Below are 20,241 nucleotides of genomic sequence, written 5' to 3' on the forward strand. Positions count from 1 at the left end.
CCAGGGGGGTGCGCGTCATGCGTGGACCAGCCTCTTGAGGATCGAGGTGAAGAAGCCGAGGCCGTCGGTGCGGCCGGTGCCGACGAGGGGTTCGACGGCGTGCTCGGGGTGGGGCATGAGGCCGACGACGTTGCCCGCCTCGTTGGCGATGCCGGCGATGTCACGCAGCGAGCCGTTGGGGTTGCCGTCGAGGTAGCGGAAGACGACGCGGCCGGTGGCCTCCAGCTCGTCGAGCGTGCGTTCGTCCGCGGTGTAACGGCCGTCGATGTTCTTCAACGGAATGTGGATGTCCTGGCCCGCGGCGTAGTCGGCGGTCCAGGCGGTGCCGGCGTTCTCCACCCGCAGCTTCTGGTCCCTGCAGATGAAGTGCAGGTGGTTGTTGCGCAACATCGCGCCGGGCAGAAGATGAGTTTCCGTCAGCACCTGGAAGCCGTTGCAGATGCCGAGGACCGGCATCCCGGACCTGGCCTGCGCGACGACCGTATCCATCACGGGCGCAAAGCGCGAAATGGCACCCGCGCGCAGATAGTCGCCGTAACTGAAACCGCCGGGGAGCACGACCGCGTCGACCTGCCGCAGATCCCTGTCCCGGTGCCAGAGCGAGACCGGCTCGGCGCCCGCCAGCCGAACCGCCCGCAGCGCGTCGCGGTCGTCGAGAGATCCCGGAAAGGTGACGACGCCGATACGAGCGGTCACTTCGCCTCTCCCCCGTGCGCGACTTCCTCGACACGTACGGTGAAGTCCTCGATCACGGTGTTCGCAAGGAACGTCTCGGCCATCGTGTTGATCTGCGCGAGGGCGGCGTCGTCGACCGGCCCCTCCACTTCGAGCTCGAAGCGCTTGCCCTGGCGGACATCGGCGATCCCGGCGAAGCCGAGGCGCGGCAGCGCGCGCTGCACCGCCTGCCCCTGAGGGTCGAGGATCTCCGGCTTGAGCATGACGTCGACTACGACGCGGGCCACTGGCTACTCCCGGTAAGGGTCTTGAAGAAGCGGTGACGACAGCGTACCTTGCGGACAAATCTACCCGGGTAGATATGGGTCGGGCCGGTTACGGTTCCGCATCGCCCGTGATATCCACTTGGGTAAAGGGCCCAATAAAAGTAGGGTCCGCATTGCGACGTGACACGCGGGCCCATTTGCTCGACTTCCGCAACAGAATCCGTCGCGATACAAAGGGAAAGCACTGATCAAATGAGCCGGCGCTCCCGCAGCCCCGGTCTTCCGCGCAGGTCGCGCGGCGGGCGAGGAAAGCGGCAGGCGCGACCGACGGAAGGACCGGTTTCGTGGCGCAGCGCGTAGTGGTCAGCCTCTTCGACGACATCGACGGCGGAGAAGCGACCGAGACGGTCAACTTCGGACTCGACGGGAAGTCGTACGAGATCGATCTCAATGCCTCGAACGCCAAGAAACTGCGCAGCACGCTGGCCCCCTTCCTGCGGGCCGGGCGGAAGCAGGCCGCGTCCGGGCGGGCGTTCACCCGCACCGACATCGCGCCCAACCCCGCCACCGTGCGCGCCTGGGCCGGGTCGCAGGGCATGGAGGTGCCGGCCAGAGGCCGTATCCCGAAGAAGGTCTACGAGGCGTTCGAAGCCGCGCACTGACGCCGCGGCCCTCCCGGACGTCCCTTCCGGCTCTCTTCCGGTCCACCCGGCAGCTCCCGCGTCCGCCGTCCGGCGGATCCCTCATCCGGCCGTCCGCCGGGCGGTGTTGACGCCCGTTCACCGGCCCGGCTTGCCATCTGCCCCCCGGGATCGGATAGAGTCTGGACACGCGCCAAGGGGAGACCCCCCGAGGCCACGCGGGTGTAGCTCAGTAGTAGAGCGCCCTCTTTCCAAGAGGGAGGCGCAGTGTGCGATTCCTGTCACCCGCTCCGCCACAGAAGCCCTGTGAGTTCGTGGGGTAGAGTGGAGCACGCGCCGGACGGTGAGAGCCGTTCGGATGCACGCGGACGTGGCTCAGTTGGTAGAGCATCACCTTGCCAAGGTGAGGGTCGCGAGTTCGAATCTCGTCGTCCGCTCAGTGAGAGCCCCGGCTTCGGCCGGGGCTCTTTTCGTGTTCCCCGAAGGCGCCCCCATGACATCTGTCATCGCATCCGATGACAGCGTGCACTGCACCGGCGCCCGCGGCGGCGGAAGCCTGAAGACATGGTCAGTGCAGAGGAAGACGTGATCAGCGCCGCGGGGCTGCGGCGCACGTACGGAGACTTCGAGGCGGTGCGCGGCGTCGACTTCGCCGTCCGGCGGGGCGAGTTGTTCGCCCTGCTGGGTACCAACGGCGCCGGCAAGACCTCCACCGTCGAGCTGCTGGAGGGGCTGGCGGAGCCCAGCGGGGGCAGGGTGCGGGTGCTGGGGCGTGACCCGTACCGCGAGCGCGGGCGGGTGCGCCCGTACACCGGCGTGATGCTCCAGGAAGGCGGGATGCCCTCGCAGCTCACGGTCGCCGAGACGGTACGGATGTGGGCCGGCTGCACGGCGCGGCCGCGGCCCACCGCGGAGGCGCTGGAACTTGTCGGGCTCGCCGGCCGCCGGGACGTCCGGGTGGCGCAGCTCTCCGGCGGCGAGAAGCGCCGCCTCGACCTGGCGCTCGCGCTCCTCGGCCGGCCCGAGGTGCTGTTCCTCGACGAACCGACCACCGGGCTCGACGCCGAGGGGCGGCACGCGACGTGGGAGCTGGTACGCGAACTGCGCGCCGGCGGGACGACGGTGCTGCTCACCACGCACTACCTGGAAGAGGCCGAGGAGCTGGCGGACCGGCTGGCGATCATGGCGGGCGGGCGGATCGCCGCGGCCGGAACCGTGGAGGAGATCGTGGGCGCGCACCCGGCGACCGTGTCGTTCCGGCTGCCCACCGGCTGGCTGCCGGGCGACCTGCCGCCGCTGCCGGCGCTGGGCGTGACCGGGCACGAGCTGGCGGGGACGAGCGTACGGCTGCGTACGAGCGCGCTGCAGCGGACGCTGACGGGGCTGCTGCTGTGGGCCCAGGACAACGGCGTGGAGCTGGCCGGCCTCGATGCCAGGTCGGCGTCGCTGGAGGAGGCGTTCCTGAAGATCGCGGACGCCGCCGTGGACGACCGGGGGCGCGGCCGGAGCGCCCCGTCCGCGAAGCGCACCGCCGGCGCAGTCCGTACCGACGAGAGGAACGCCCGATGACCGCCACCACCGCCGCCACCCCGCCGGCCCACCTCGACGACCGCGCCGCCGACGTCCCGGGGCCGCTCGCCCGGCTGGCGGCGATCGGCCGCGCCGAGCTGACGCTGATGTGGCGCAGCAAGCTCATCCTCTTCGGCGCCCTGGTCACCCCGGCGGGCTTCGCGTTCGCGACCCGGTCCGCCGTCGAGGAGATGGACCTCTCCGACACCGGCCTCACCGCGGCCACCGTCGTGCTGCCGAGCGCCGTCGTCTTCGCGCTGATCTTCGTCGTCTACGCGAACCTCGTCATCGTCTACGTCGCCCGCCGCGAGGAACTCGTGCTCAAGCGGCTGCGCACCGGCCTGCTCACCGACCGCGAACTGCTCGCCGGTGCCGCGCTGCCCGCCCTGTGCGTCGCGCTGGGGCAGTGCCTGGTGCTGGCCGTCGCCGTGAGCCTGGCGATGGACTCGCCTGCCCCCGAGGCGCCGCATCTGGCGGTGCTGGGGGTGCTCCTGGGGATGGCGATGCTGACGGTGCTGGCCGCGGCGACCGCGGCGGTGACGAAGTCGGCGGAGAGCGCGCAGTTGACGAGCATGCCGCTGCTGCTGGTGTCGATGTTCGGCTCGGGGCTGTTCGTACCGTTCGAGGTGCTGCCGGACTCGGTCGCGGAGGTGGCGCAGCGGCTGCCGCTGTCACCGGTGGTGGAGCTGGTGCGGGGCGGCTGGACCGGGGAGCTGGGCGGCGGCGCGGTCGTCCAGGCGCTCGCGGTGGCGGCGGCGTGGATCGCCGCGGGGGCGTGGGCCGTGCGGCGGTGGTTCCGGTGGGAGCCGCGCGGGTGAGGAGGGTGCGGGCGGCCGTGCGGCCACCGGGGAGCGGCGGGCGTACGGTACGGCCGTACGCGGCGATCACGCCGAGCGGGAACGCCGGGGCAGCCGGAGCAGGCAGAGCGGAGGGGACGTACGAGATGACCGAGCCGGACGCGGGCGCGGGCCCCGGCCCGGATTCGGTCCCGGATCAGATCACGGGACCGGTCACGGGACGGGGACGAGGTGGGGGCGCGCTCCGCTGGTTCCGGCGTGCCCGCCGCATGAGCGGGCCCGAACGCTGGCGGAGCTACACCCTCTCCACGATCTACTTCCTCGCCCTCGTCGAGGCCGCGCTGCTCGGCGTGTGGCTGAACACCACCCGCGACGACATGGGTGCGGTGCCGTTCGCCGTCGTCGTCGTGCTGCTGCTCGCGCACCTCACGATGCAGGTCAAGCTCTCGCTCAGCGCCCCGTTCCTCGGCGCCGCGGGACCTACCCGCCGGCTGGTGGTGGTGCACCTCGTCGCCGTCTCGGTGCTGCTGGCCGCGGCCCTCGCGCTGCGCGCGGCTGACCGGCTGGACCCGCCAGAGCTGGGTCCTTTCCTGGTATGGGTGCTGATGTTCGCGGCCGGGCCCCTGGTGCTGGCGCTGCCCCTGCGTCGCGGCGGGCTGGTCGTCACCGCGCTGTGCGCCGCCACGCTGCTGGCCGCGCTGGCGATCGGGCCGCGCGGGGCACCACTGGCGATCACCGCGGCCACCACGGCGGTGTGCGCGCCCTTCATGGGGTTCACCTTCCGCGTCTCCGCGTGGGGCGTGCAGCTCGTCGACGAACTGGTCGCCGCCCGCGCCGTGCAGGCCCGGCTGGCCGTCGCCGAGGAGCGGCTGCGCTTCGGCCGCGACCTGCACGACGTGCTGGGGCGCAACCTCGCCGTCATGGCGCTCAAGAGCGAGCTGGCCGTCCAACTGGCGCAGCGCGGCCGGCCCGAGGCCGCGGACCAGATGGCGGAGGTGCAGCGCGTCGCGCAGGAGTCACAGCGCGAGATCCGCGCGGTCGTACGGGGCTACCGCGCCGCCGACCTGCACGCCGAGCTGGCCGGCGCCCGCGCGGTGCTCCGCGCGGCCGGGGTCGACTGCGAGGTGGACGACGCGGACCTGACGGCTCCGGGCCGCCGCGGGGAGGTGCCGGAGCGGGTGCAGTCGGCGCTGGCGTGGGTGGTCCGCGAGGGGACGACGAACGTGCTGCGGCACGCGGACGCCCGCATGTGCACAGTGTCGCTGCGGGTCGCGGGCGGCGGCGCGGAACTCGTCATGGACAACGACGGCGCCCCCGACGCCGAGCCCGGCACCCCCGCTGACGGCGCCGGGCTCACCGGGCTGCGCGAGCGGCTGGCGGCCGTCGGCGGCACGCTGAGCGCACAGCGCAGGACCGGCGGGCGGTTCCGGCTGGCCGCGCGTATCGACCTGGAGGCGTCGTGATCCGAGTCCTGCTCGCCGACGACGAGCACCTGATCCGCGGCGCGCTGGCCGCGCTGCTGGCGCTGGAGGACGACCTGACCGTCGTCGCCGAGGCGGCGGGCGGCGACGAGGCGCTGGCCATGGCCCGCGCCCACCGGCCGGACGTCGCCGTACTGGACCTGCAGATGCCGGGACTCGACGGCGTCGCCGTGGCGGCCTCGCTGCGTACGGCGGCACCCGGCTGTTCGGCGATGATCGTCACCAGCCACGGCCGCCCGGGCGCGCTGAAGCAGGCGCTCTCCGCGGGGGTGCGGGGCTTCGTGCCCAAGACGGTCTCGGCGCAGCGGCTGGCGGAGGTGATCCGCACGGTGCACGCGGGCGGCCGGTACGTCGACCCGGAGCTGGCGGCGGACGCCATCGCGGCGGGCGACTCCCCGCTGACGCCGCGGGAGGCGGAGGTCCTGGAGCTGGCGGCGGACGGCGCCCCGGTCTCGGACATCGCCCGCCGCGCGTCGCTGACTCCGGGGACGGTACGGAACTACCTGTCGTCGGCGATGACGAAACTCGACGCGGAGAACCGCCACGCGGCGGTCCGGATGGCGAGGGAGCGCGGCTGGCTGTGAGGGGCCGGAGGGCCGGATCCGACCGGTCCGCGACGTGCGTGCGCGGGTATAGTGGGCCGCCGGCCCATAGGCGCGCGGACGTAGCTCAGTTGGTAGAGCACCACCTTGCCAAGGTGGGGGTCGCGAGTTCGAGTCTCGTCGTCCGCTCCACGCACATCGCGCACCGGCCGCTCCGCGCCTTCCCGCGGCACAACACGCAAGACCCCGGCGCTGCCGGGGGCACCGCCCCTTTCTGTGCCAGGATCAGGGGTGCCATGACTGCGACCACAGCAAGTACCGCATCCGCGCCCGCCTCCGCCGGCGCCGCGCCCGCGTCTGCGCCCGAGCCCGCGGCGCTGCACGGGCCAGTCCTCCAGTGGTTCCACGAGCACGCCCGCGACCTGCCGTGGCGCCGGCCGGAAGCCGGCCCCTGGGGCGTCATGGTCAGCGAGTTCATGCTGCAGCAGACGCCGGTGAGCCGCGTGCTCCCCGTCTACACGCAGTGGCTGAAGCGCTGGCCCCGCCCCGCCGACCTGGCCGCCGAGGCGCCCGGCGAGGCCGTCCGCGCCTGGGGCCGGCTCGGCTACCCGCGCCGCGCGCTGCGGCTGCACGCCGCCGCCACCGCGATAAAGGAGCGGCACAACGGCGACGTGCCCAAGCGGCACGCGCAGCTCCTCGCGCTGCCCGGCATCGGCGAGTACACGGCCGCCGCCGTCGCCTCCTTCGCGTACGGGCAGCGGCACGCCGTGCTCGACACCAACGTCCGCCGGGTCTACGCCCGGCTGGTCGGCGGCACCGAGTTCCCGCCCGGCGCGACGACCGCCGTGGAGCGCCGCGTCGCGCGCGAGCTGCTGCCGGAGAAGGACGCCGAGGCGGCCCGCTGGGGCGCCGCGACGATGGAGCTGGGCGCGCTCGTCTGTACGGCCCGCAAGCCCGAGTGCGGGAAGTGCCCGGTGGCGACGCTCTGCGCCTGGCGGCTCGCCGGCCACCCGGCCCACGCGGGCCCGCCGCGCCGCACGCAGACGTACGCCGGCACGGACCGGCAGGTGCGCGGCCGGCTGCTGGCCGTGCTGCGGGACGCGGACGGACCGGTGCCGCAGCAACGGCTGGACGCCGTGTGGCACGAGCCGGTGCAGCGGGCGCGGGCGCTGGACAGCCTGGTGTCGGACGGGCTGGTGGAGCCGCTGGCGGACGGGCTCTACCGGCTGCCGCAGGGCTGACGCCCGGGGCGGGCCCGCTGCCCGGGCGCCCGCCGCCCACCCGGGCAGCGGGCCCGCCCCGGCTGCCCGGCCAGCCGGTATGCCCCGGCGGGCCCCGCCGCCGCGGCACCACACGCGTCCGGGCAGCCGCGTCCCCCGGGGCGCCGACCGTCCGGCCGGCGCGGGCGCCCCGCCGCCGCACGCCCGCGCCGGGGGCGGCCCGCGGCGTCAGGCCCAGGGCTTGCTGTGGTCGAGCCCGCCCTCCCGACGCTGCGTCAGCGAGTACCAGTTGCCGCTGTCGTCACGGAAAATCGCCTCGATCCCGTACGGCCGCTCCTGCGGCTCCTGGACGAAGTCCACGCCCCGGGCGCGCAGCTTCTCGTACGTCGCCCGGCAGTCGTCCGTGTGGAACGCGCCCGCGCCCAGCACGCCCTTGCTGACGAGGGTCGTCAGCGCCTCCGCCGACTCCGGGTCGAGGCCGGGTCCCGTGGTCCGCATGAGGGCCAGCATGACGTCCGGCTGGCCGGGGACACCGACGGTGATCCAGCGCATGCCCTCGCCCATCTCGATGTCATCGCGAATCTCGAAGCCGAGCTTGTCGGCGAAGAAGTCGCGGCTGCGCTCCTGGTCGGTGGTCCAGACGGTGGTGATGGCCAGGTTCGTGATCATGGCGTTCTCCCTGGTGGCGTGGTGCTTCCGTACTGCGGCCACCGTAGGCAGGGGCGGCCTCAGCCCGCTTCCTCAGAGTTGCGCTCCCGGATCCGCGGGTCGAACCCGCCGGCCCAGAGCAGCGCGAAGCAGCCGGGTATGAGCGCGGTCCCGCGGCCCACGTGGGCGTCGCGGTACGCGGTCGGGGAGAGCCCCGTACGCCGCTTGAAACTGGCGGAGAACGTGCCGAGGGCGGAGAAGCCGACCATGTGGCAGACCTCGGTGACGGAGAGGTTGCACGTCCGCAGCAGGTGCTCGGCACGCTCCAGGCGGCGGCGGGTCAGATACTGCCCGGGGGTCTCGCCGTAGGCGGCCTTGAAGGCGCGGATGAAGTGGAACCGGGAGTAACCGGCGTGCCTCGCCACCGCGTCCAGGTCGAGGACCGGGTCGGCCCAGTCGCGGTCCATGGCGTCCTTGGCGCTGCGAAGAGCGCGCAGATCGGGGCGGAGCACTCTTCGAGCATGGCACGCCCCACTGACAACCGGCCCGCCGCGCGAGCCGCCGCCCCGTTCCCGTACGACGCCGGCCTCCGGGCCCGTACGCGCACAGAAGGGCCGCGCGCCCCCGGCCCGCTACTGCGGGAGGCGCGCGGCCCGTCGTCGGGGCCCCGGTCCGCTCAGACCTTCGCCGGAGCCTCCGCCTCCGCTTGCGCGGAGCCCGGACCGGCGTCCCCGGCCGATCCGGCGTCATCATTCGCCGGGCCCGCCCCGCGCAGCGGGACCTCCTTGACGAACCACGAGGCGAGGAAGGCGAGTGCCGCGATCGCCGCTCCCCAGAGGAAGACCTGGTGGGTGCCGTGGGAGACGGCGTTCAGGTACGCCTCCTTGATCTGCGCCGGCAGTTGCTCGATCCGCTCCGGGGTCAACTGCCCGCCGCTGCCCGCCGCCTTCTCGCCCGCGGGACCTGCCTCCTCGGCCATCGTGTCGGCGACCCGGCTGCTGAAGATCGCGCCCATCAGCGCGACGCCGAAGGAGCCGCCGATGGTGCGGGTGAGGGTGATGGTGGAGCTGCCCGCGCCCATGTCGCGCATCTCCAGGCTGTTCTGCCCGACGAGCATCGACATCTGGATCATGAAGCCCAGGCCGGCGCCCATCACGGCCATGTAGATCCCGGAGGTCAGCCGGGAGGTGCCGGTGTCCATCGTGGACAGCAGGTACATCCCGGCGATCAGGGCGGCGCCGCCGATGATCGGGTAGATCTTGTAACGCCCGGTCCTGGTCGTGGCCCGGCCGACGAAGAGCGAGACGACCATGACGGGCAGCATCATCGGCAGCAGCAGCAGTCCGGAGTTGGTGGCCGAGGCGCCCTGGACGCTCTGCTGGAACAGCGGCAGGAAGGTCACGCCGCCGAACATCACGAAGCCGACGATGAAGCCGATCACGTTCATCAGCGTGAAGTTGGCGTTGCGGAAGATGCGCAGCGGGATGATCGGCTCGACGGCGCGGGTCTCGGCCCAGCCGAAGGCGGCCAGCGCGGCGGCGCCGAGTACGGCCAGGCCGATGATCTGCGCGGAGCCCCAGTCGTACTCCGTACCGCCCCAGGAGGTCACCAGCACCAGGGCCGTCAGCCCGACCGAGAGCAGGGCGGCGCCCGTGTAGTCCACGCGCGCCTTGATGCGCTTCTTCGGCAGGTGCAGCACGGCGGAGATGACGAAGAGGGAGACGGCGCCGAGCGGCAGGTTGATGTAGAACGCCCAGCGCCAGCCGAGGTGGTCGGTGATCGTCCCGCCGACCAGCGGGCCGCCGATGGTGGCGATGCCCATGACGGCGGCCATCATGCCCTGGTACCGGCCGCGTTCGCGGGGCGGTACGAGGTCGCCGATGATCGCCATCACGCCCACGATGAGACCGCCACCGCCCAGGCCCTGGACCGCGCGGAAGGCGATGAGCTGGCCCATGTCCTGGGCCATGCCGGAGAGGGCGGAGCCGATCAGGAAGAGGACTATCGAGGACATGAAGATGCCCTTGCGGCCATAGAGGTCGCCGAACTTGCCCCACAGCGGTGTGGAGACGGCGATGGCCAGGGTGTAAGCGGTGACCACCCAGGCGAGGTGGTTCAGGCCGCCGAGTTCGCCGACGATCGTGGGCATCGCGGTGCCGACGATCAGGTTGTCGAGCATCGCGAGCATCATGGTGATCATCAGGCCGAGCATGATCACCCTGACGTTCCGCGGCGGTGCTGGGACCGCCTCCTGGTCCTTGTCCGCCATGACCCCTCTCCCTACTTACTTGCCGCCCGGCTAGTGGGTACTATGTGAACGTACGCCGCTACTTGCCGGGCGTCAAGTAAGTATCTGACGGAAGCAGGGATCATGGGCACGACCAGGAGCGACACCCGCCAGCGCATTCAGGACGTGGCGCTGGAGCTCTTCGCCGACAAGGGCTATGACAAGACTTCCCTGCGCGAGATCGCCGAACGGCTCGACGTCACCAAGGCCGCGCTGTACTACCACTTCAAGACCAAGGAAGACATCCTCGTCAGCCTGGTCGAGGACCACTTCGGGCGGGTCGACGAGCTGATCGCCTGGGGGCGGTCACAGCCGGCCACGCTGGAGACCCGGCTGGAGCTGCTGGCGCGCTACAGCGCGCTGCTCGCCGGCGGCGACACGCTCTTCCGGTTCATGCAGGAGAACCAGGCGAGCATCCGCGAGCTGAGCCTCGGCGAGACCTTCAAGGCCCGGATGGCCGACATCATCGGGATGCTGCGCGACAAGGACGCCGACCTGAGGGACCAGGCCCGCAGTATCGCCGCGATCTTCACGATGCACGCCGGGATGTTCGCCCTGGACGACGCCAAGGGCGACCCGGAGGAGAAGCGCCTCGCCTGCCTGGAGGTCGCGCAGGAGCTGGTGACGTCCGCGTACAAGGGCTGACCGCAGGCACCCCGCAGGACCCCGCCGCGCGCCGCAGGGACGTCTCGTACCCGCCTTTCCGTGCACCGCGCCCGGGCAACGACTGATTCAGGAAATCTCGTCCTGGAGCCACGCATCCGCGCCGATCCGCAGCCGGGCCACGGTTCCGGCCAGGCACAGACGGCCGGCCACAAGAAAGCTCCTGCGCACGACGAAGACCGCCCGTGGAAGCGGTGCGCGCCATCGCCGCCGGGCACCAGTTCGACCTCACCGGCGGCCGGGTCCGCGCCCGCACCCCGACGACGACCTTGCCGACCGGATCCGCGCGGGCGTCGGCTCGGTGCCCGTACCCGCGGGACGCTGCCGGCCCCCGAAAATCCGGTGACGACCGACATCACGGCCCGGCCCCGCGCGTGTGTGCGCGGGCCGGTTTCTGGCGTCAGTACACCTCACCTTGCCTGCTGGTCGGTCACTTCGCCTGGGCGAGCCAGACCGCGTCGGGGCCGGCCGGGAATCGCAGCTGGCCGGTCGTGTCATGTACGGCTCGCCACACCGCCTCGGCGACATCGGTCTCCTTGGTGAACAGGTCCTGGCCTGTGAAGGAGTCCATGGCCTTTTTCGCCCACGCCGCATAGGGCGCCGGGACCAGCTCGTCCAGTGAGGCGCCCTTCGTCGCCCTGGTGGCGAAGTTCGTCGTGAGGCAGGCGCCTGGCTCGACCGTCTTCGCCTGCACACCGAAAGGCGCGAGTTCGAGCGCGAGGGATGAGGTGAACCCCTCGATTGCCATCTTGCTCGCCTTGTAGACGGCTGAGAGCGGCATGTGGCCCATCACCACGCTGGAGGTCACGTTGACCACCACGCCGGAGCCGCGCTCACGGAACTGGGGCAGCACCGCCTGCGAGGTCGCCATCACACCGAAGGTGTTGGTCTCGAACACCTCCCGTACCTCGGTCATAGGGGTGCCCTCGAACACGCTGATCGAGGGAACGCCCGCGTTGTTGACCAGGACGTCGATGGGTCCCGCCGCCTCAAGCGCGGCCGTGATGCTCGCGGACTTGGTCACGTCGAGTTCGACGACACGGAGCCGGTCCGACTCGGGCAGGACGCCCGCACGGGGAGTGCGCATCGTGGCGATGACGTTCCACCCCTGCGCGTGGAAGTGGAGGGCGGTCGCCCGGCCGTATCCGGACGACGTACCCGTGATCAGAACTGTCTTCATGCTGTGCCCCTCGGCGATGTGATGGGACCCGCGGAGCGCAGTCACTTTCCTGCTCCGCAGAGGAACTGATAATTCCATTGAATCGCCCTGACCTGCGGAAATAGTAGAACTATCCTCGCTCGCCCTTGCATAATCCTCCTCCGCGATCGCATCCCCGTTCAGGGCAGGACAGTGGCGGGGGCACGCACGGCATCGCGCAGGCGGGCGGCGTCCCGGCTGGGCGGCGCGCCGAACTGGCGGCGGTATTCCCTGCTGAACTGTGACGGGTTGTCATAGCCGACGCGGTGAGCGACTCCGGTGACGTCGCCCGGGTGGGTGGCGATCAGCAGCCGGGCCTCCTGTAGCCGGATCTGCTTCTGGAACTGGATGGGGCTCATCGCGGTCACCGCCTGGAAGTTGCGGTAGAAGGCGGAGACGCTCATGCCGGACAGCCGCGCCACGTCCTCGACCCGGAAGGGCTGGGCGTAGTGCTCCCGGATCCAGCGCACGGCTCGGGAGACGTGGCTGAGGCTGCTGTCGGCCAGGCCGAGCTGGCGAACCGTCGCACGCTGCTCGCCGGTGATCAGGCGCCACAGGATCTCGCGCTTGACCAGCGGGGCCAATACAGCCCGGTCGCGGGGCTCGTCCAGCAGGCGCAGCAGCCGGACCACCGCGTCGAGCAACGGGGCCGAGGCATCGCTGACGGCGATCCCCGATGGTGTGCCTCCGCCGGAGCGAGGAGTTCCGCCGGGCCCGGCCTGCAGCAGCAACTCGGCGACGGCGGACGGTTCCAGCACGAAACCGAACCCCAGCGCCGGCAGCTCGGGGTCGGCCCGGGTGAACTGTCCGGTGACGGGCAGGTCGACGGATGCGACCAGGTACTGCCCGGGGCCGTACTCGTACACCCGGTCGCCCAGGGCGAGTCGTTTGGCGCCCTGCGCGATGACCGCCAGCACCGTGCCCGACATCGAGGGCGACGGCGGATCTGACCGGTCGACCTTCGAGATGAGGACGCCGTCGATGGCGGTGGTCCAGTCGGGCCGGGCATGCCGGGCCAGCAGGGTGCGGAGCTCTTCGAGGCACATGCCTCCATTGCAGCACCATTCGACACCGAGACTCCCGTGACCGAGAGGATCGTGCAAGTGAGGGCGAGCATCGTTCTAACGTTTTCGCAGGTCACATGGGTTGAATGGGATCACCTCACTCCATCACCACGGAAGAAGGCATCCGTGATCGCCAACTACGGCTTCCACGCCACCCTGACCGCCAAGCCCCAGATGGGCGACCGGCTGGTCGACCTGCTGCTGACCGGTCTGCACGAGGGCAGCCCCGGCGCGAGCGAACACTGCGTCGTCTACCTCGTCTCCCGTTCCGCGTCCGACCCCGACGTCGTCCACGTCACCGAGGGCTGGACCAGCGAGGAGGACCACCACCGGATCTTCGCCGGCGAGGCCGCCCAGGCCATCGTGGCGCAGATCGACGGACTGCTGGCCAAGGAGTCCGCGTACACCGACTACGTGCCGGTCCGCGGGAAGGCCACTTTCTGACCCGCCGGCCGATCCCCCGGTCCTTCCTGCCGCCTCGGTCCCTGCCGAACGGCCCTCTCCTCGCCCGACCGTCCGCCACCACCCCACGAAAGGCAGCACCATGACCACGGCACGACCTTCCCTTGACCCCGAACTGCGTGAGCTGCTCGCCGGCATGCCCCTCATGTCCCAGCTCAGTCCAGAAGCACTCGCGCAACTGCGCCGACTCCCGTCGACGCCCATCGAGTCCCTCCTCGCCCACCGGCACGTCGACCGGCGCGAAGTCACCGTGCCCGCCAGGGACGGTGCCCCGATACCCCTTTCGGTCTTCAGCCCCGCGAACACCGACCGCACCACCACCGCACCCTGCGTCTACTGGGTGCACGGCGGCGGGATGGTCATGGGCGATCGCTTCTCGCAGATCGACATACCGTTGGAGTGGCTCGACGAGTTCGGCGCGGTCGTGGTCTCCGTGGACTACCGGCTCGCCCCCGAGGCTGCCGGTGCCACCCTGGTCGAAGACTGCTACCAGGGACTGCTCTGGGTCGCTGATCACGGCGCCGAACTGGGCATCGACCCCGCCCGGATCGTCGTCGCGGGCGCCAGCGCGGGCGGCGGCCTCGCCGCCGGCGTCACCCTGCTGGCCCGCGACCTCGGCAGCCCCGCGATCGCCGCGCAGATGCTGATCTGCCCCATGCTCGACCACCGCAACACCAGCACTTCCAGCCGCCAGTACTCCGGCGTGCCCGGCGTCTGGACCGGTGAGATGAACGCATTCGGATGGAACTCGGTCCTCGGCGACCTCACCGACGCCGAGGTGTCCGAGTACATCTCCCCGGCGTTGGCCGAGAATCTGTCGGGACTGCCGACCACGTACATCGACACAGGCTCCGCAGAGGTCTTCCGTGACGAGGACACCGACTACGCCACTCGCATCTGGGCGGTCGGCGGCCAGGTCGAACTCCACGTCTGGGCGGGCGGCTTCCACGGCTTCGACGCCCTGTACCCGCAGGCACACATCTCGATCACAGCCCGCCGAACCCGCACGGACTGGCTCGCCCGGCTCCTCGAACCGCGCCGCACAGCGCCGCCGGCTCCAGCCGACGGTGATCGGCCATAGCTTCACGGATACGCGGTCGGACCCACTCCCAAGAATCGCCGTCAACCTGCGGAACCCGTGCGTCAGAGTTCCTGAGATCGGCTGCCGGCACGAACCAGCTCGCCTTTCGGTGCACGCGCTGGAACCTCACCCTGGAAGGCAGCGAAGCCGAAGTCACCTCGTGTGCCGCCTCTCCTGCGCCTCATCACGCCTGGTGCTTCTCAGACCCGAGGGCGCATCCCGCACGTACACGCAGAGCCGCCCCGGACCGCGTGGTCCGGGGCGGCTCTGCGTCGTGCGCCGGAAGCCGAGCCGCTACGGGCTCACGCCTCCTTGCTCAGGTTCGGGCCCGCGCCGCCCGCGGCGGCGTCGACCGGCGGGGCGTCGGGCAGTGCCGACTTCTCCTCGCCGCGGAAGGTGAACGTCGCGTCGTCACCCTCGCCCTCGGTGTCGACCACCACGATGTGGCCCGGGCGCAGCTCGCCGAAGAGGATCTTCTCCGAGAGCACGTCCTCGATCTCCCGCTGGATCGCGCGGCGCAGCGGCCGGGCGCCCAGCACCGGGTCGAAGCCCCGCTTGGAGAGCAGGTCCTTCGCCTCGGTGGAGAGCTCGATGGCCATGTCGCGGTCCTTGAGCCGGTTGTCCAGCTCGGCCAGCCGCAGGTCGACGATCTCGATGATGTCGTCCCTGGTGAGCTGGTGGAAGACCACGATGTCGTCCACACGGTTGAGGAACTCGGGCCGGAAGTGCTGCTTGAGCTCCTCGCTGACCTTGGACTTCATCCGCTCGTAGCCGCTCTTGACGTCGCCCCCGGCGGCGAACCCCAGGCCGAAGCCCTTGGAGATGTCCTTGGTGCCGAGGTTGGTCGTCATGATGATGATCGTGTTCTTGAAGTCCACGACCCGGCCCTGGGAGTCGGTCAGGCGACCGTCCTCCAGGATCTGCAGCAGCGAGTTGAAGATGTCCGGGTGGGCCTTCTCGACCTCGTCGAAGAGGACCACGGAGAACGGCTTCCGGCGCACCTTCTCGGTGAGCTGACCGCCCTCCTCGTACCCGACGTAGCCGGGCGGGGAGCCGAACAGCCGCGAGACGGTGTGCTTCTCGCTGAACTCCGACATGTCGAGCTGGATGAGCGCGTCCTCGTCACCGAAGAGGAACTCCGCCAGCGTCTTCGACAGCTCCGTCTTACCGACGCCGGACGGGCCGGCGAAGATGAACGAACCGCCGGGGCGCTTCGGGTCCTTCAGGCCCGCCCGCGTACGCCGGATGGCCTGGGAGAGCGCCTTGATGGCGTCCTCCTGCCCGATGACGCGCTTGTGCAGCTCGTCCTCCATGCGCAGCAGCCGCGAGGACTCCTCCTCGGTCAGCTTGAAGACCGGGATGCCGGTGGCGGTGGCCAGGACCTCGGCGATGAGCTCCTCGTCCACCTCGGCGACGACGTCCATGTCGCCGGCCTTCCACTCCTTCTCCCGCTGCGCCTTCTGCGCCAGGAGCTGCTTCTCCTTGTCGCGCAGCCCTGCGGCCAGCTCGAAGTCCTGCGAGTCGATCGCGGACTCCTTCTCGCGCCGCACGTCGGCGATCTTCTCGTCGAACTCCCGCAGGTCCGGCGGTGCGGTCATCCGGCGGATACGCATCCGCGAGCCCGCCTCGTCGATCAGGTCGATCGCCTTGTCCGGCAGGAAGCGGTCGGAGATGTACCGGTCGGCGAGCTGGGCCGCGGCGACCAGCGCGGCGTCCGTGATGGACACCCGGTGGTGCGCCTCGTACCGGTCGCGCAGACCCTTGAGGATCTCGATGGTGTGCTGCAGCGACGGCTCCGCGACCTGGATCGGCTGGAAGCGGCGCTCCAGGGCCGCGTCCTTCTCCAGGTGCTTGCGGTACTCGTCGAGCGTGGTGGCGCCGATGGTCTGCAGCTCGCCGCGGGCCAGCATCGGCTTGAGGATGCTCGCCGCGTCGATCGCGCCCTCGGCGGCCCCCGCGCCCACCAGGGTGTGCAGCTCGTCGATGAACAGGATGATGTCGCCGCGGGTGCGGATCTCCTTGAGCACCTTCTTCAGGCGCTCCTCGAAGTCACCGCGGTAGCGGGAGCCCGCGACCAGGGCGCCGAGGTCCAGGGTGTAGAGGTGCTTGTCCTTCAGCGTCTCGGGCACCTCGCCCTTGACGATGGCCTGCGCCAGGCCCTCGACGACGGCGGTCTTGCCGACGCCGGGCTCGCCGATGAGGACGGGGTTGTTCTTCGTCCGGCGGGACAGCACCTGCATGACCCGCTCGATCTCCTTCTCGCGCCCGATGACCGGGTCGAGCTTGGACTCGCGGGCGGCCTGCGTGAGGTTCCGGCCGAACTGGTCGAGCACCAGGGACGTCGACGGCGTGCCCTCGGCGGGGCCGCCGGCCGTGGCGGTCTCCTTGCCGCCCTGGTAGCCGGAGAGCAGCTGGATGACCTGCTGCCGCACCCGGTTCAGGTCGGCGCCCAGCTTCACGAGGACCTGGGCGGCGACGCCCTCGCCCTCGCGGATCAGGCCGAGCAGGATGTGCTCCGTGCCGATGTAGTTGTGGCCGAGCTGGAGGGCCTCGCGGAGCGACAGCTCCAGGACCTTCTTCGCCCGGGGCGTGAAGGGGATGTGGCCGGACGGGGCCTGCTGGCCCTGGCCGATGATCTCCTCCACCTGCTGGCGGACCGCCTCGAGCGAGATCCCGAGGCTCTCCAGTGCCTTTGCGGCGACACCCTCACCCTCGTGGATCAGGCCCAGGAGGATGTGCTCGGTGCCGATGTAGTTGTGGTTGAGCATCCGGGCTTCTTCCTGAGCCAGGACGACAACCCGCCGCGCGCGGTCGGTGAACCTCTCGAACATCGTTAATCGCTCCTCAGAGCGGTCAGGCAGATCGGGGACGTTCCCCTCCCTGTCCTTCCGCAGCTTAGTCCCGCAAGCGGGGACCGCTCATTCCAACTGCCGACACCCGGACGCTGACTCCCTCAGTCTCCTGCACCGGGCACCCGACTACTGCTCCAACCCGATGGTGCGAGACGATGTTCCCGCAGGCCAGGCGAATACTCTCAATGCCTCTACGCCCATGGCGAACGCCGCCGCAGGACCCTGCCGGAGCCACCGCTCTCACCAGCACCACTAGCCAAGTCTTACCCGCGCCATGGGCCCTGCCATCAGATTTTCCGGCCTCTTCACTGCGCTGACGGCGAACACGGTGGAACGTCTGTGAACGCTGGTGCGGGGAAGGAGTAGCGCGCTATGCGACCGGGATGACACATGTCGTAACCAACGCGGGTGCGACCCCGTTGCTCACGGTGTGACCGGCCCCGTGATCCCGCGCCAGACCGGCCCGCAGGGCAGGCCCGCCCCGGCGGGCGGAAGCGGCGCGCGCGGCCGGAAAGGACCGGGTGCGGACGGGGGCGGCGAGGCGGCCGGAGAGACGGCCGGGCGGGCTCCCTCAGCCGGCGTGCTGCCGGCCGGGGCGCTCCGCTGCGACGTGCTGGAGATGCCCTCGGAGGCCGGCTGGGCGGTACTGCGCCGGCGGCCGGCCACGGGGCCGGTGGGGCTGGCCGGCGGCCGGATGCGCTTCCTGATCGCCGAGGGCGGCGCCGCGGAGCTGCCGGGCCTGCTGGACTGGCTGGAGTGGGGCGGTATCCCACTGGATCTGAGCGCGGCGCCGGCGGCGGTACGGAGCTGGCCGCCGACGCTCTGGCTGCGCCCGCCCGGCCGGGCGGCGCTGGCGCGGCTCCCCGCGGTGCGGCTGCCCGTGGGCACGGGCGCCGGCCGCGGGGGCGGAGTCGTGGATGGGGAGGGCGTGGGAGAGGACGCCGACGGCGTCGGAGACGCCGGCCGCGATGCTGTCGAAATGGATGGGGACAGGGGTGACGCGGACGGCGGTGCCGTGCCGGCGCGGAACCGGGTTGCGGACCGGCCGGATCTGGTACGGCTGGTGAGCGCGGCGGCGACGGCCTGCCACCGCCTCGCCCTGAACGTCAGCCGTTCGCCTTTTCGTATGCCTCGCGGATGTTCGCCGGAACACGGCCACGCTCGCTGACCTCGTAACCCTGCTCCTTCGCCCACGCGCGGATCTTCGCCGTGTCCTGGCTGCCGGACGCCCCGCCGCGAGAACGCTTCGTGGCGCGGCCACCGGTCCTGCGGCCGCTCTTCACGTACTGCTCCAGAGCGGATCGCAGCTTTTCCGCGTTGGCAGTCGTGAGGTCGATCTCGTAGGACTTGCCATCAAGAGCGAACGTCACGGTCTCGTCGGCCTCACCGCCATCGAGATCATCGACGAGAAGGACCTGTACCTTCTGAGCCACCGGGCTTCCCTTTCATCGGAACAATGTGTGCTGGCGAAAGCAAACCGCTTTTCAGCGAAAAACTCAAACCCTGCCGGAGAACTCGCTCAACAATATCTGCGCGATTCGGACATAGCGCCGTCACAGATGCAGCAGCATCCTGCTGTTGCCGAGGGTGTTGGGCTTCACCCGCTCCAGGTCCAGGAACTCGGCAACGCCCTCGTCATACGAGCGCAGTAGCTCACTGTAGACGTCCTGGTCCACCGGAGTCTCGCCGATCTCGACGAAGCCGTGCTTGGCGAAGAAGTCGACTTCGAACGTGAGGCAGAAAATGCGGCTGACACCGAGCCAGCGGGCGGTGTGCAGCAACTTGTCAAGGAGTTGGTGCCCGATGCCCGTGCCCTTGCGGGCCGGATCCACGGCCAGCGTACGCACCTCGGCGAGGTCCTCCCACATCACGTGCAGCGCCCCGCAGCCGACCACGGCGGCGTCCGTGTCGCGCTCGGCGACCCAGAACTCCTGGATGTCCTCGTAAAGCGTCACGGTGGCTTTGTCGAGAAGGATGTCGCGGTGCACGTAGGGGTCGAGCAGCCGCCGGATGGCCCGGACATCCGAGGTGCGGGCACGGCGGATCGTGACCCCGTAAGAATCGCTGGGCATGGCATGACGCTATCGTCACGCGCTTCCTTCGCCGCCACCGGCTTCGGTGTCACCGGGTGAGTCCAGCGACACGACGCGTAGCGCATCGCGCAGGGCCTCGACCTGGCCCGGCGACATCATGCCGAAGAACGCCACAAGGGCGGCCGCCGGATTGTCGCTGGCGGCCCACGCCTCGTTCATGAGTGCGGCGGAGTAGGCGGCCCGGGTGGAGACCGCTTCATATCGATAGGCGCGGCCTTCGGGGGCGCGCCGCAGCCAGCCCTTCTGGTGGAGGTTGTCCATTACGGTCATGACGGTGGTGTACGCGAGAGAGCGTTCCTGCCGGAGGTCTTCCAGCACTTCCCTCACCGTGACCGGGCGGTTCCACTCCCACACCCGGGTCATGACCGCGTCTTCGAGCTCTCCCAATGGCCGGACCACGCCAGCACAATACTCGCAGGAGTGTGAACAATGGGGCGATTGGGACGGGGAAGGGAGCGGCGGGCGTGGCGATTCGGGCGGCGGAGGCGCGCCCGCCGCCGGGGTGAGAGGGCCTTGCTCCGCGTTACTCGGCGGACTTCTGCTTCACCGCTTCCGCCTGCGCGAATGCGGCGTCGACGGCGGCGTCTTCCTTGGCCTTGTTGGGGCCGCCCTGGTTCTTGACGATCGTCACGATCATCACGGTGAAGGCGATGGCCATGACGGTCGACGGAAGCAGCGCGGAGAGGTAATCCATGAGAGCCA

Annotated in this window: 22 protein-coding genes and 3 tRNA genes; 13 read left to right on the forward strand and 12 right to left on the reverse strand. The window is 70.7% G+C overall.

The genetic code is table 11. The annotated features are described in order from the left end of the window. Window positions 1-15: 15 nt before the first annotated feature. Both purQ and purS read right to left on the reverse strand, forming a co-directional pair. On the reverse strand, window positions 16-696 hold the full coding sequence (gene purQ, locus FB457_RS19825) for a phosphoribosylformylglycinamidine synthase subunit PurQ (protein WP_047017144.1): 681 nt from the start codon (window positions 694-696) through the stop codon (window positions 16-18). Then, window positions 693-962, reverse strand: coding sequence for a phosphoribosylformylglycinamidine synthase subunit PurS (gene purS / locus FB457_RS19830; protein ID WP_047017143.1), 270 nt, complete (start codon window positions 960-962; stop codon window positions 693-695). The genes purQ and purS overlap by 4 nt, the downstream gene beginning before the upstream one ends. A 323-nt stretch (window positions 963-1,285) precedes the next feature. On the opposite strand from purS, the gene FB457_RS19835 reads away from it, so the two are divergent. The 9 genes from FB457_RS19835 to FB457_RS19875 all read left to right on the forward strand — a co-directional run bounded on the left by FB457_RS19835 (window position 1,286) and on the right by FB457_RS19875 (window position 7,212). Continuing rightward, window positions 1,286-1,603 carry a histone-like nucleoid-structuring protein Lsr2 gene (locus FB457_RS19835; protein WP_027745315.1) on the forward strand — a complete coding sequence of 106 codons (318 nt, stop codon included), beginning with the start codon at window positions 1,286-1,288 and terminating at the stop codon, window positions 1,601-1,603. Between the two features lie 197 nt (window positions 1,604-1,800). Beyond that, window positions 1,801-1,872: transfer RNA gene (locus FB457_RS19840), tRNA-Gly, on the forward strand. A 74-nt stretch (window positions 1,873-1,946) separates the two neighbouring features. Beyond that, window positions 1,947-2,019 (forward strand) — tRNA-Gly (locus tag FB457_RS19845). 127 nt (window positions 2,020-2,146) lie between these two features. Next, window positions 2,147-3,151 (forward strand): ATP-binding cassette domain-containing protein, encoded by a 1,005-nt coding sequence (locus FB457_RS19850; protein ID WP_145782621.1) that lies wholly within the window; start codon window positions 2,147-2,149, stop codon window positions 3,149-3,151. Further along, window positions 3,148-3,969, forward strand: a complete 822-nt coding sequence (locus FB457_RS19855; RefSeq protein ID WP_145782623.1) for an ABC transporter permease — start codon at window positions 3,148-3,150, stop codon at window positions 3,967-3,969. Before FB457_RS19850 ends, FB457_RS19855 begins: the two co-directional genes overlap by 4 nt. Before the next feature lie 248 nt (window positions 3,970-4,217). Continuing rightward, window positions 4,218-5,411 (forward strand): sensor histidine kinase, encoded by a 1,194-nt coding sequence (locus FB457_RS19860; RefSeq protein WP_347612575.1) that lies wholly within the window; start codon window positions 4,218-4,220, stop codon window positions 5,409-5,411. Then, entirely contained in the window at window positions 5,408-6,013 is a 606-nt protein-coding gene (locus FB457_RS19865) for a response regulator transcription factor (protein ID WP_047017139.1), read from the forward strand. The genes FB457_RS19860 and FB457_RS19865 overlap by 4 nt, the downstream gene beginning before the upstream one ends. A 74-nt stretch (window positions 6,014-6,087) precedes the next feature. After that, window positions 6,088-6,163, forward strand: a tRNA-Gly gene (locus FB457_RS19870). 104 nt (window positions 6,164-6,267) lie between these two features. Then, window positions 6,268-7,212 carry an HhH-GPD family protein gene (locus FB457_RS19875; protein WP_047017138.1) on the forward strand — a complete coding sequence of 315 codons (945 nt, stop codon included), beginning with the start codon at window positions 6,268-6,270 and terminating at the stop codon, window positions 7,210-7,212. A 207-nt stretch (window positions 7,213-7,419) separates the two neighbouring features. Here the strand turns inward: FB457_RS19875 and FB457_RS19880 are convergent, their stop codons facing one another. The 3 genes from FB457_RS19880 to FB457_RS19890 all read right to left on the reverse strand — a co-directional run bounded on the left by FB457_RS19880 (window position 7,420) and on the right by FB457_RS19890 (window position 10,108). After that, on the reverse strand, window positions 7,420-7,860 hold the full coding sequence (locus tag FB457_RS19880) for a VOC family protein (protein ID WP_047017137.1): 441 nt from the start codon (window positions 7,858-7,860) through the stop codon (window positions 7,420-7,422). Between the two features lie 59 nt (window positions 7,861-7,919). Then, entirely contained in the window at window positions 7,920-8,351 is a 432-nt protein-coding gene (locus tag FB457_RS19885; protein ID WP_347612578.1) for a helix-turn-helix transcriptional regulator, read from the reverse strand. Between the two features lie 164 nt (window positions 8,352-8,515). Then, window positions 8,516-10,108, reverse strand: coding sequence for an MDR family MFS transporter (locus FB457_RS19890; RefSeq protein WP_047017135.1), 1,593 nt, complete (start codon window positions 10,106-10,108; stop codon window positions 8,516-8,518). Window positions 10,109-10,210: 102 nt separating this feature from the next. Between FB457_RS19890 and FB457_RS19895 the strand changes: the two genes are divergently transcribed. Beyond that, on the forward strand, window positions 10,211-10,771 hold the full coding sequence (locus FB457_RS19895) for a TetR/AcrR family transcriptional regulator (RefSeq protein WP_047017134.1): 561 nt from the start codon (window positions 10,211-10,213) through the stop codon (window positions 10,769-10,771). 448 nt (window positions 10,772-11,219) lie between these two features. Here FB457_RS19895 and FB457_RS19900 read toward each other — a convergent pair whose 3' ends face one another. Then, complete coding sequence (locus FB457_RS19900) at window positions 11,220-11,969, reverse strand: SDR family NAD(P)-dependent oxidoreductase (RefSeq protein ID WP_145782627.1); 750 nt, start codon at window positions 11,967-11,969, stop codon at window positions 11,220-11,222. A gap of 158 nt (window positions 11,970-12,127) precedes the next feature. Further along, on the reverse strand, window positions 12,128-13,033 hold the full coding sequence (locus tag FB457_RS19905) for an AraC family transcriptional regulator (protein ID WP_145782629.1): 906 nt from the start codon (window positions 13,031-13,033) through the stop codon (window positions 12,128-12,130). Window positions 13,034-13,177: 144 nt separating this feature from the next. On the opposite strand from FB457_RS19905, the gene FB457_RS19910 reads away from it, so the two are divergent. After that, window positions 13,178-13,495: a putative quinol monooxygenase gene (locus tag FB457_RS19910; protein ID WP_047017132.1), complete on the forward strand. Its 318-nt coding sequence runs from the start codon at window positions 13,178-13,180 to the stop codon at window positions 13,493-13,495. A 100-nt stretch (window positions 13,496-13,595) separates the two neighbouring features. Beyond that, on the forward strand, window positions 13,596-14,594 hold the full coding sequence (locus FB457_RS19915) for an alpha/beta hydrolase (protein WP_047017131.1): 999 nt from the start codon (window positions 13,596-13,598) through the stop codon (window positions 14,592-14,594). 302 nt (window positions 14,595-14,896) lie between these two features. Here the strand turns inward: FB457_RS19915 and FB457_RS19920 are convergent, their stop codons facing one another. Then, window positions 14,897-17,425 carry an ATP-dependent Clp protease ATP-binding subunit gene (locus FB457_RS19920; protein WP_047017130.1) on the reverse strand — a complete coding sequence of 843 codons (2,529 nt, stop codon included), beginning with the start codon at window positions 17,423-17,425 and terminating at the stop codon, window positions 14,897-14,899. A 451-nt stretch (window positions 17,426-17,876) separates the two neighbouring features. Between FB457_RS19920 and FB457_RS19930 the strand changes: the two genes are divergently transcribed. After that, window positions 17,877-18,614 carry a hypothetical protein gene (locus FB457_RS19930; RefSeq protein WP_186462010.1) on the forward strand — a complete coding sequence of 246 codons (738 nt, stop codon included), beginning with the start codon at window positions 17,877-17,879 and terminating at the stop codon, window positions 18,612-18,614. Here the strand turns inward: FB457_RS19930 and FB457_RS19935 are convergent. The 4 genes from FB457_RS19935 to FB457_RS35300 form a co-directional block, all read right to left on the reverse strand. Next, window positions 18,553-18,879 (reverse strand): histone-like nucleoid-structuring protein Lsr2, encoded by a 327-nt coding sequence (locus FB457_RS19935; RefSeq protein ID WP_027754213.1) that lies wholly within the window; start codon window positions 18,877-18,879, stop codon window positions 18,553-18,555. The two genes, FB457_RS19930 and FB457_RS19935, sit on opposite strands and share 62 nt — an antisense overlap. 120 nt (window positions 18,880-18,999) lie before the next feature. Further along, window positions 19,000-19,518, reverse strand: coding sequence for an amino-acid N-acetyltransferase (locus tag FB457_RS19940; RefSeq protein WP_047017129.1), 519 nt, complete (start codon window positions 19,516-19,518; stop codon window positions 19,000-19,002). Between the two features lie 15 nt (window positions 19,519-19,533). Continuing rightward, window positions 19,534-19,938 (reverse strand): BlaI/MecI/CopY family transcriptional regulator, encoded by a 405-nt coding sequence (locus tag FB457_RS19945; RefSeq protein WP_047017128.1) that lies wholly within the window; start codon window positions 19,936-19,938, stop codon window positions 19,534-19,536. 124 nt (window positions 19,939-20,062) lie between these two features. Then, complete coding sequence (locus FB457_RS35300) at window positions 20,063-20,233, reverse strand: hypothetical protein (RefSeq protein ID WP_047017127.1); 171 nt, start codon at window positions 20,231-20,233, stop codon at window positions 20,063-20,065. Between the last annotated feature and the right edge of the window lie 8 nt (window positions 20,234-20,241).

Source organism: Streptomyces sp. CNZ287, from assembly GCF_007827615.1.

Coding starts and splice junctions, on each gene's coding strand:
- FB457_RS19875 (WP_047017138.1), top strand. CDS start 6,268: ATGACTGCGACCACAGCAAGTACCGCATCCGCGCCCGCCTCCGCCGGC.
- FB457_RS19890 (WP_047017135.1), bottom strand. CDS start 10,108: ATGGCGGACAAGGACCAGGAGGCGGTCCCAGCACCGCCGCGGAACGTC.
- FB457_RS19905 (WP_145782629.1), bottom strand. CDS start 13,033: ATGTGCCTCGAAGAGCTCCGCACCCTGCTGGCCCGGCATGCCCGGCCC.
- FB457_RS19900 (WP_145782627.1), bottom strand. CDS start 11,969: ATGAAGACAGTTCTGATCACGGGTACGTCGTCCGGATACGGCCGGGCG.
- FB457_RS19915 (WP_047017131.1), top strand. CDS start 13,596: ATGACCACGGCACGACCTTCCCTTGACCCCGAACTGCGTGAGCTGCTC.
- FB457_RS19895 (WP_047017134.1), top strand. CDS start 10,211: ATGGGCACGACCAGGAGCGACACCCGCCAGCGCATTCAGGACGTGGCG.
- FB457_RS19850 (WP_145782621.1), top strand. CDS start 2,147: ATGGTCAGTGCAGAGGAAGACGTGATCAGCGCCGCGGGGCTGCGGCGC.
- FB457_RS19920 (WP_047017130.1), bottom strand. CDS start 17,425: ATGTTCGAGAGGTTCACCGACCGCGCGCGGCGGGTTGTCGTCCTGGCT.
- FB457_RS35300 (WP_047017127.1), bottom strand. CDS start 20,233: ATGGATTACCTCTCCGCGCTGCTTCCGTCGACCGTCATGGCCATCGCC.
- FB457_RS19860 (WP_347612575.1), top strand. CDS start 4,218: ATGAGCGGGCCCGAACGCTGGCGGAGCTACACCCTCTCCACGATCTAC.
- FB457_RS19855 (WP_145782623.1), top strand. CDS start 3,148: ATGACCGCCACCACCGCCGCCACCCCGCCGGCCCACCTCGACGACCGC.
- FB457_RS19880 (WP_047017137.1), bottom strand. CDS start 7,860: ATGATCACGAACCTGGCCATCACCACCGTCTGGACCACCGACCAGGAG.
- FB457_RS19940 (WP_047017129.1), bottom strand. CDS start 19,518: ATGCCCAGCGATTCTTACGGGGTCACGATCCGCCGTGCCCGCACCTCG.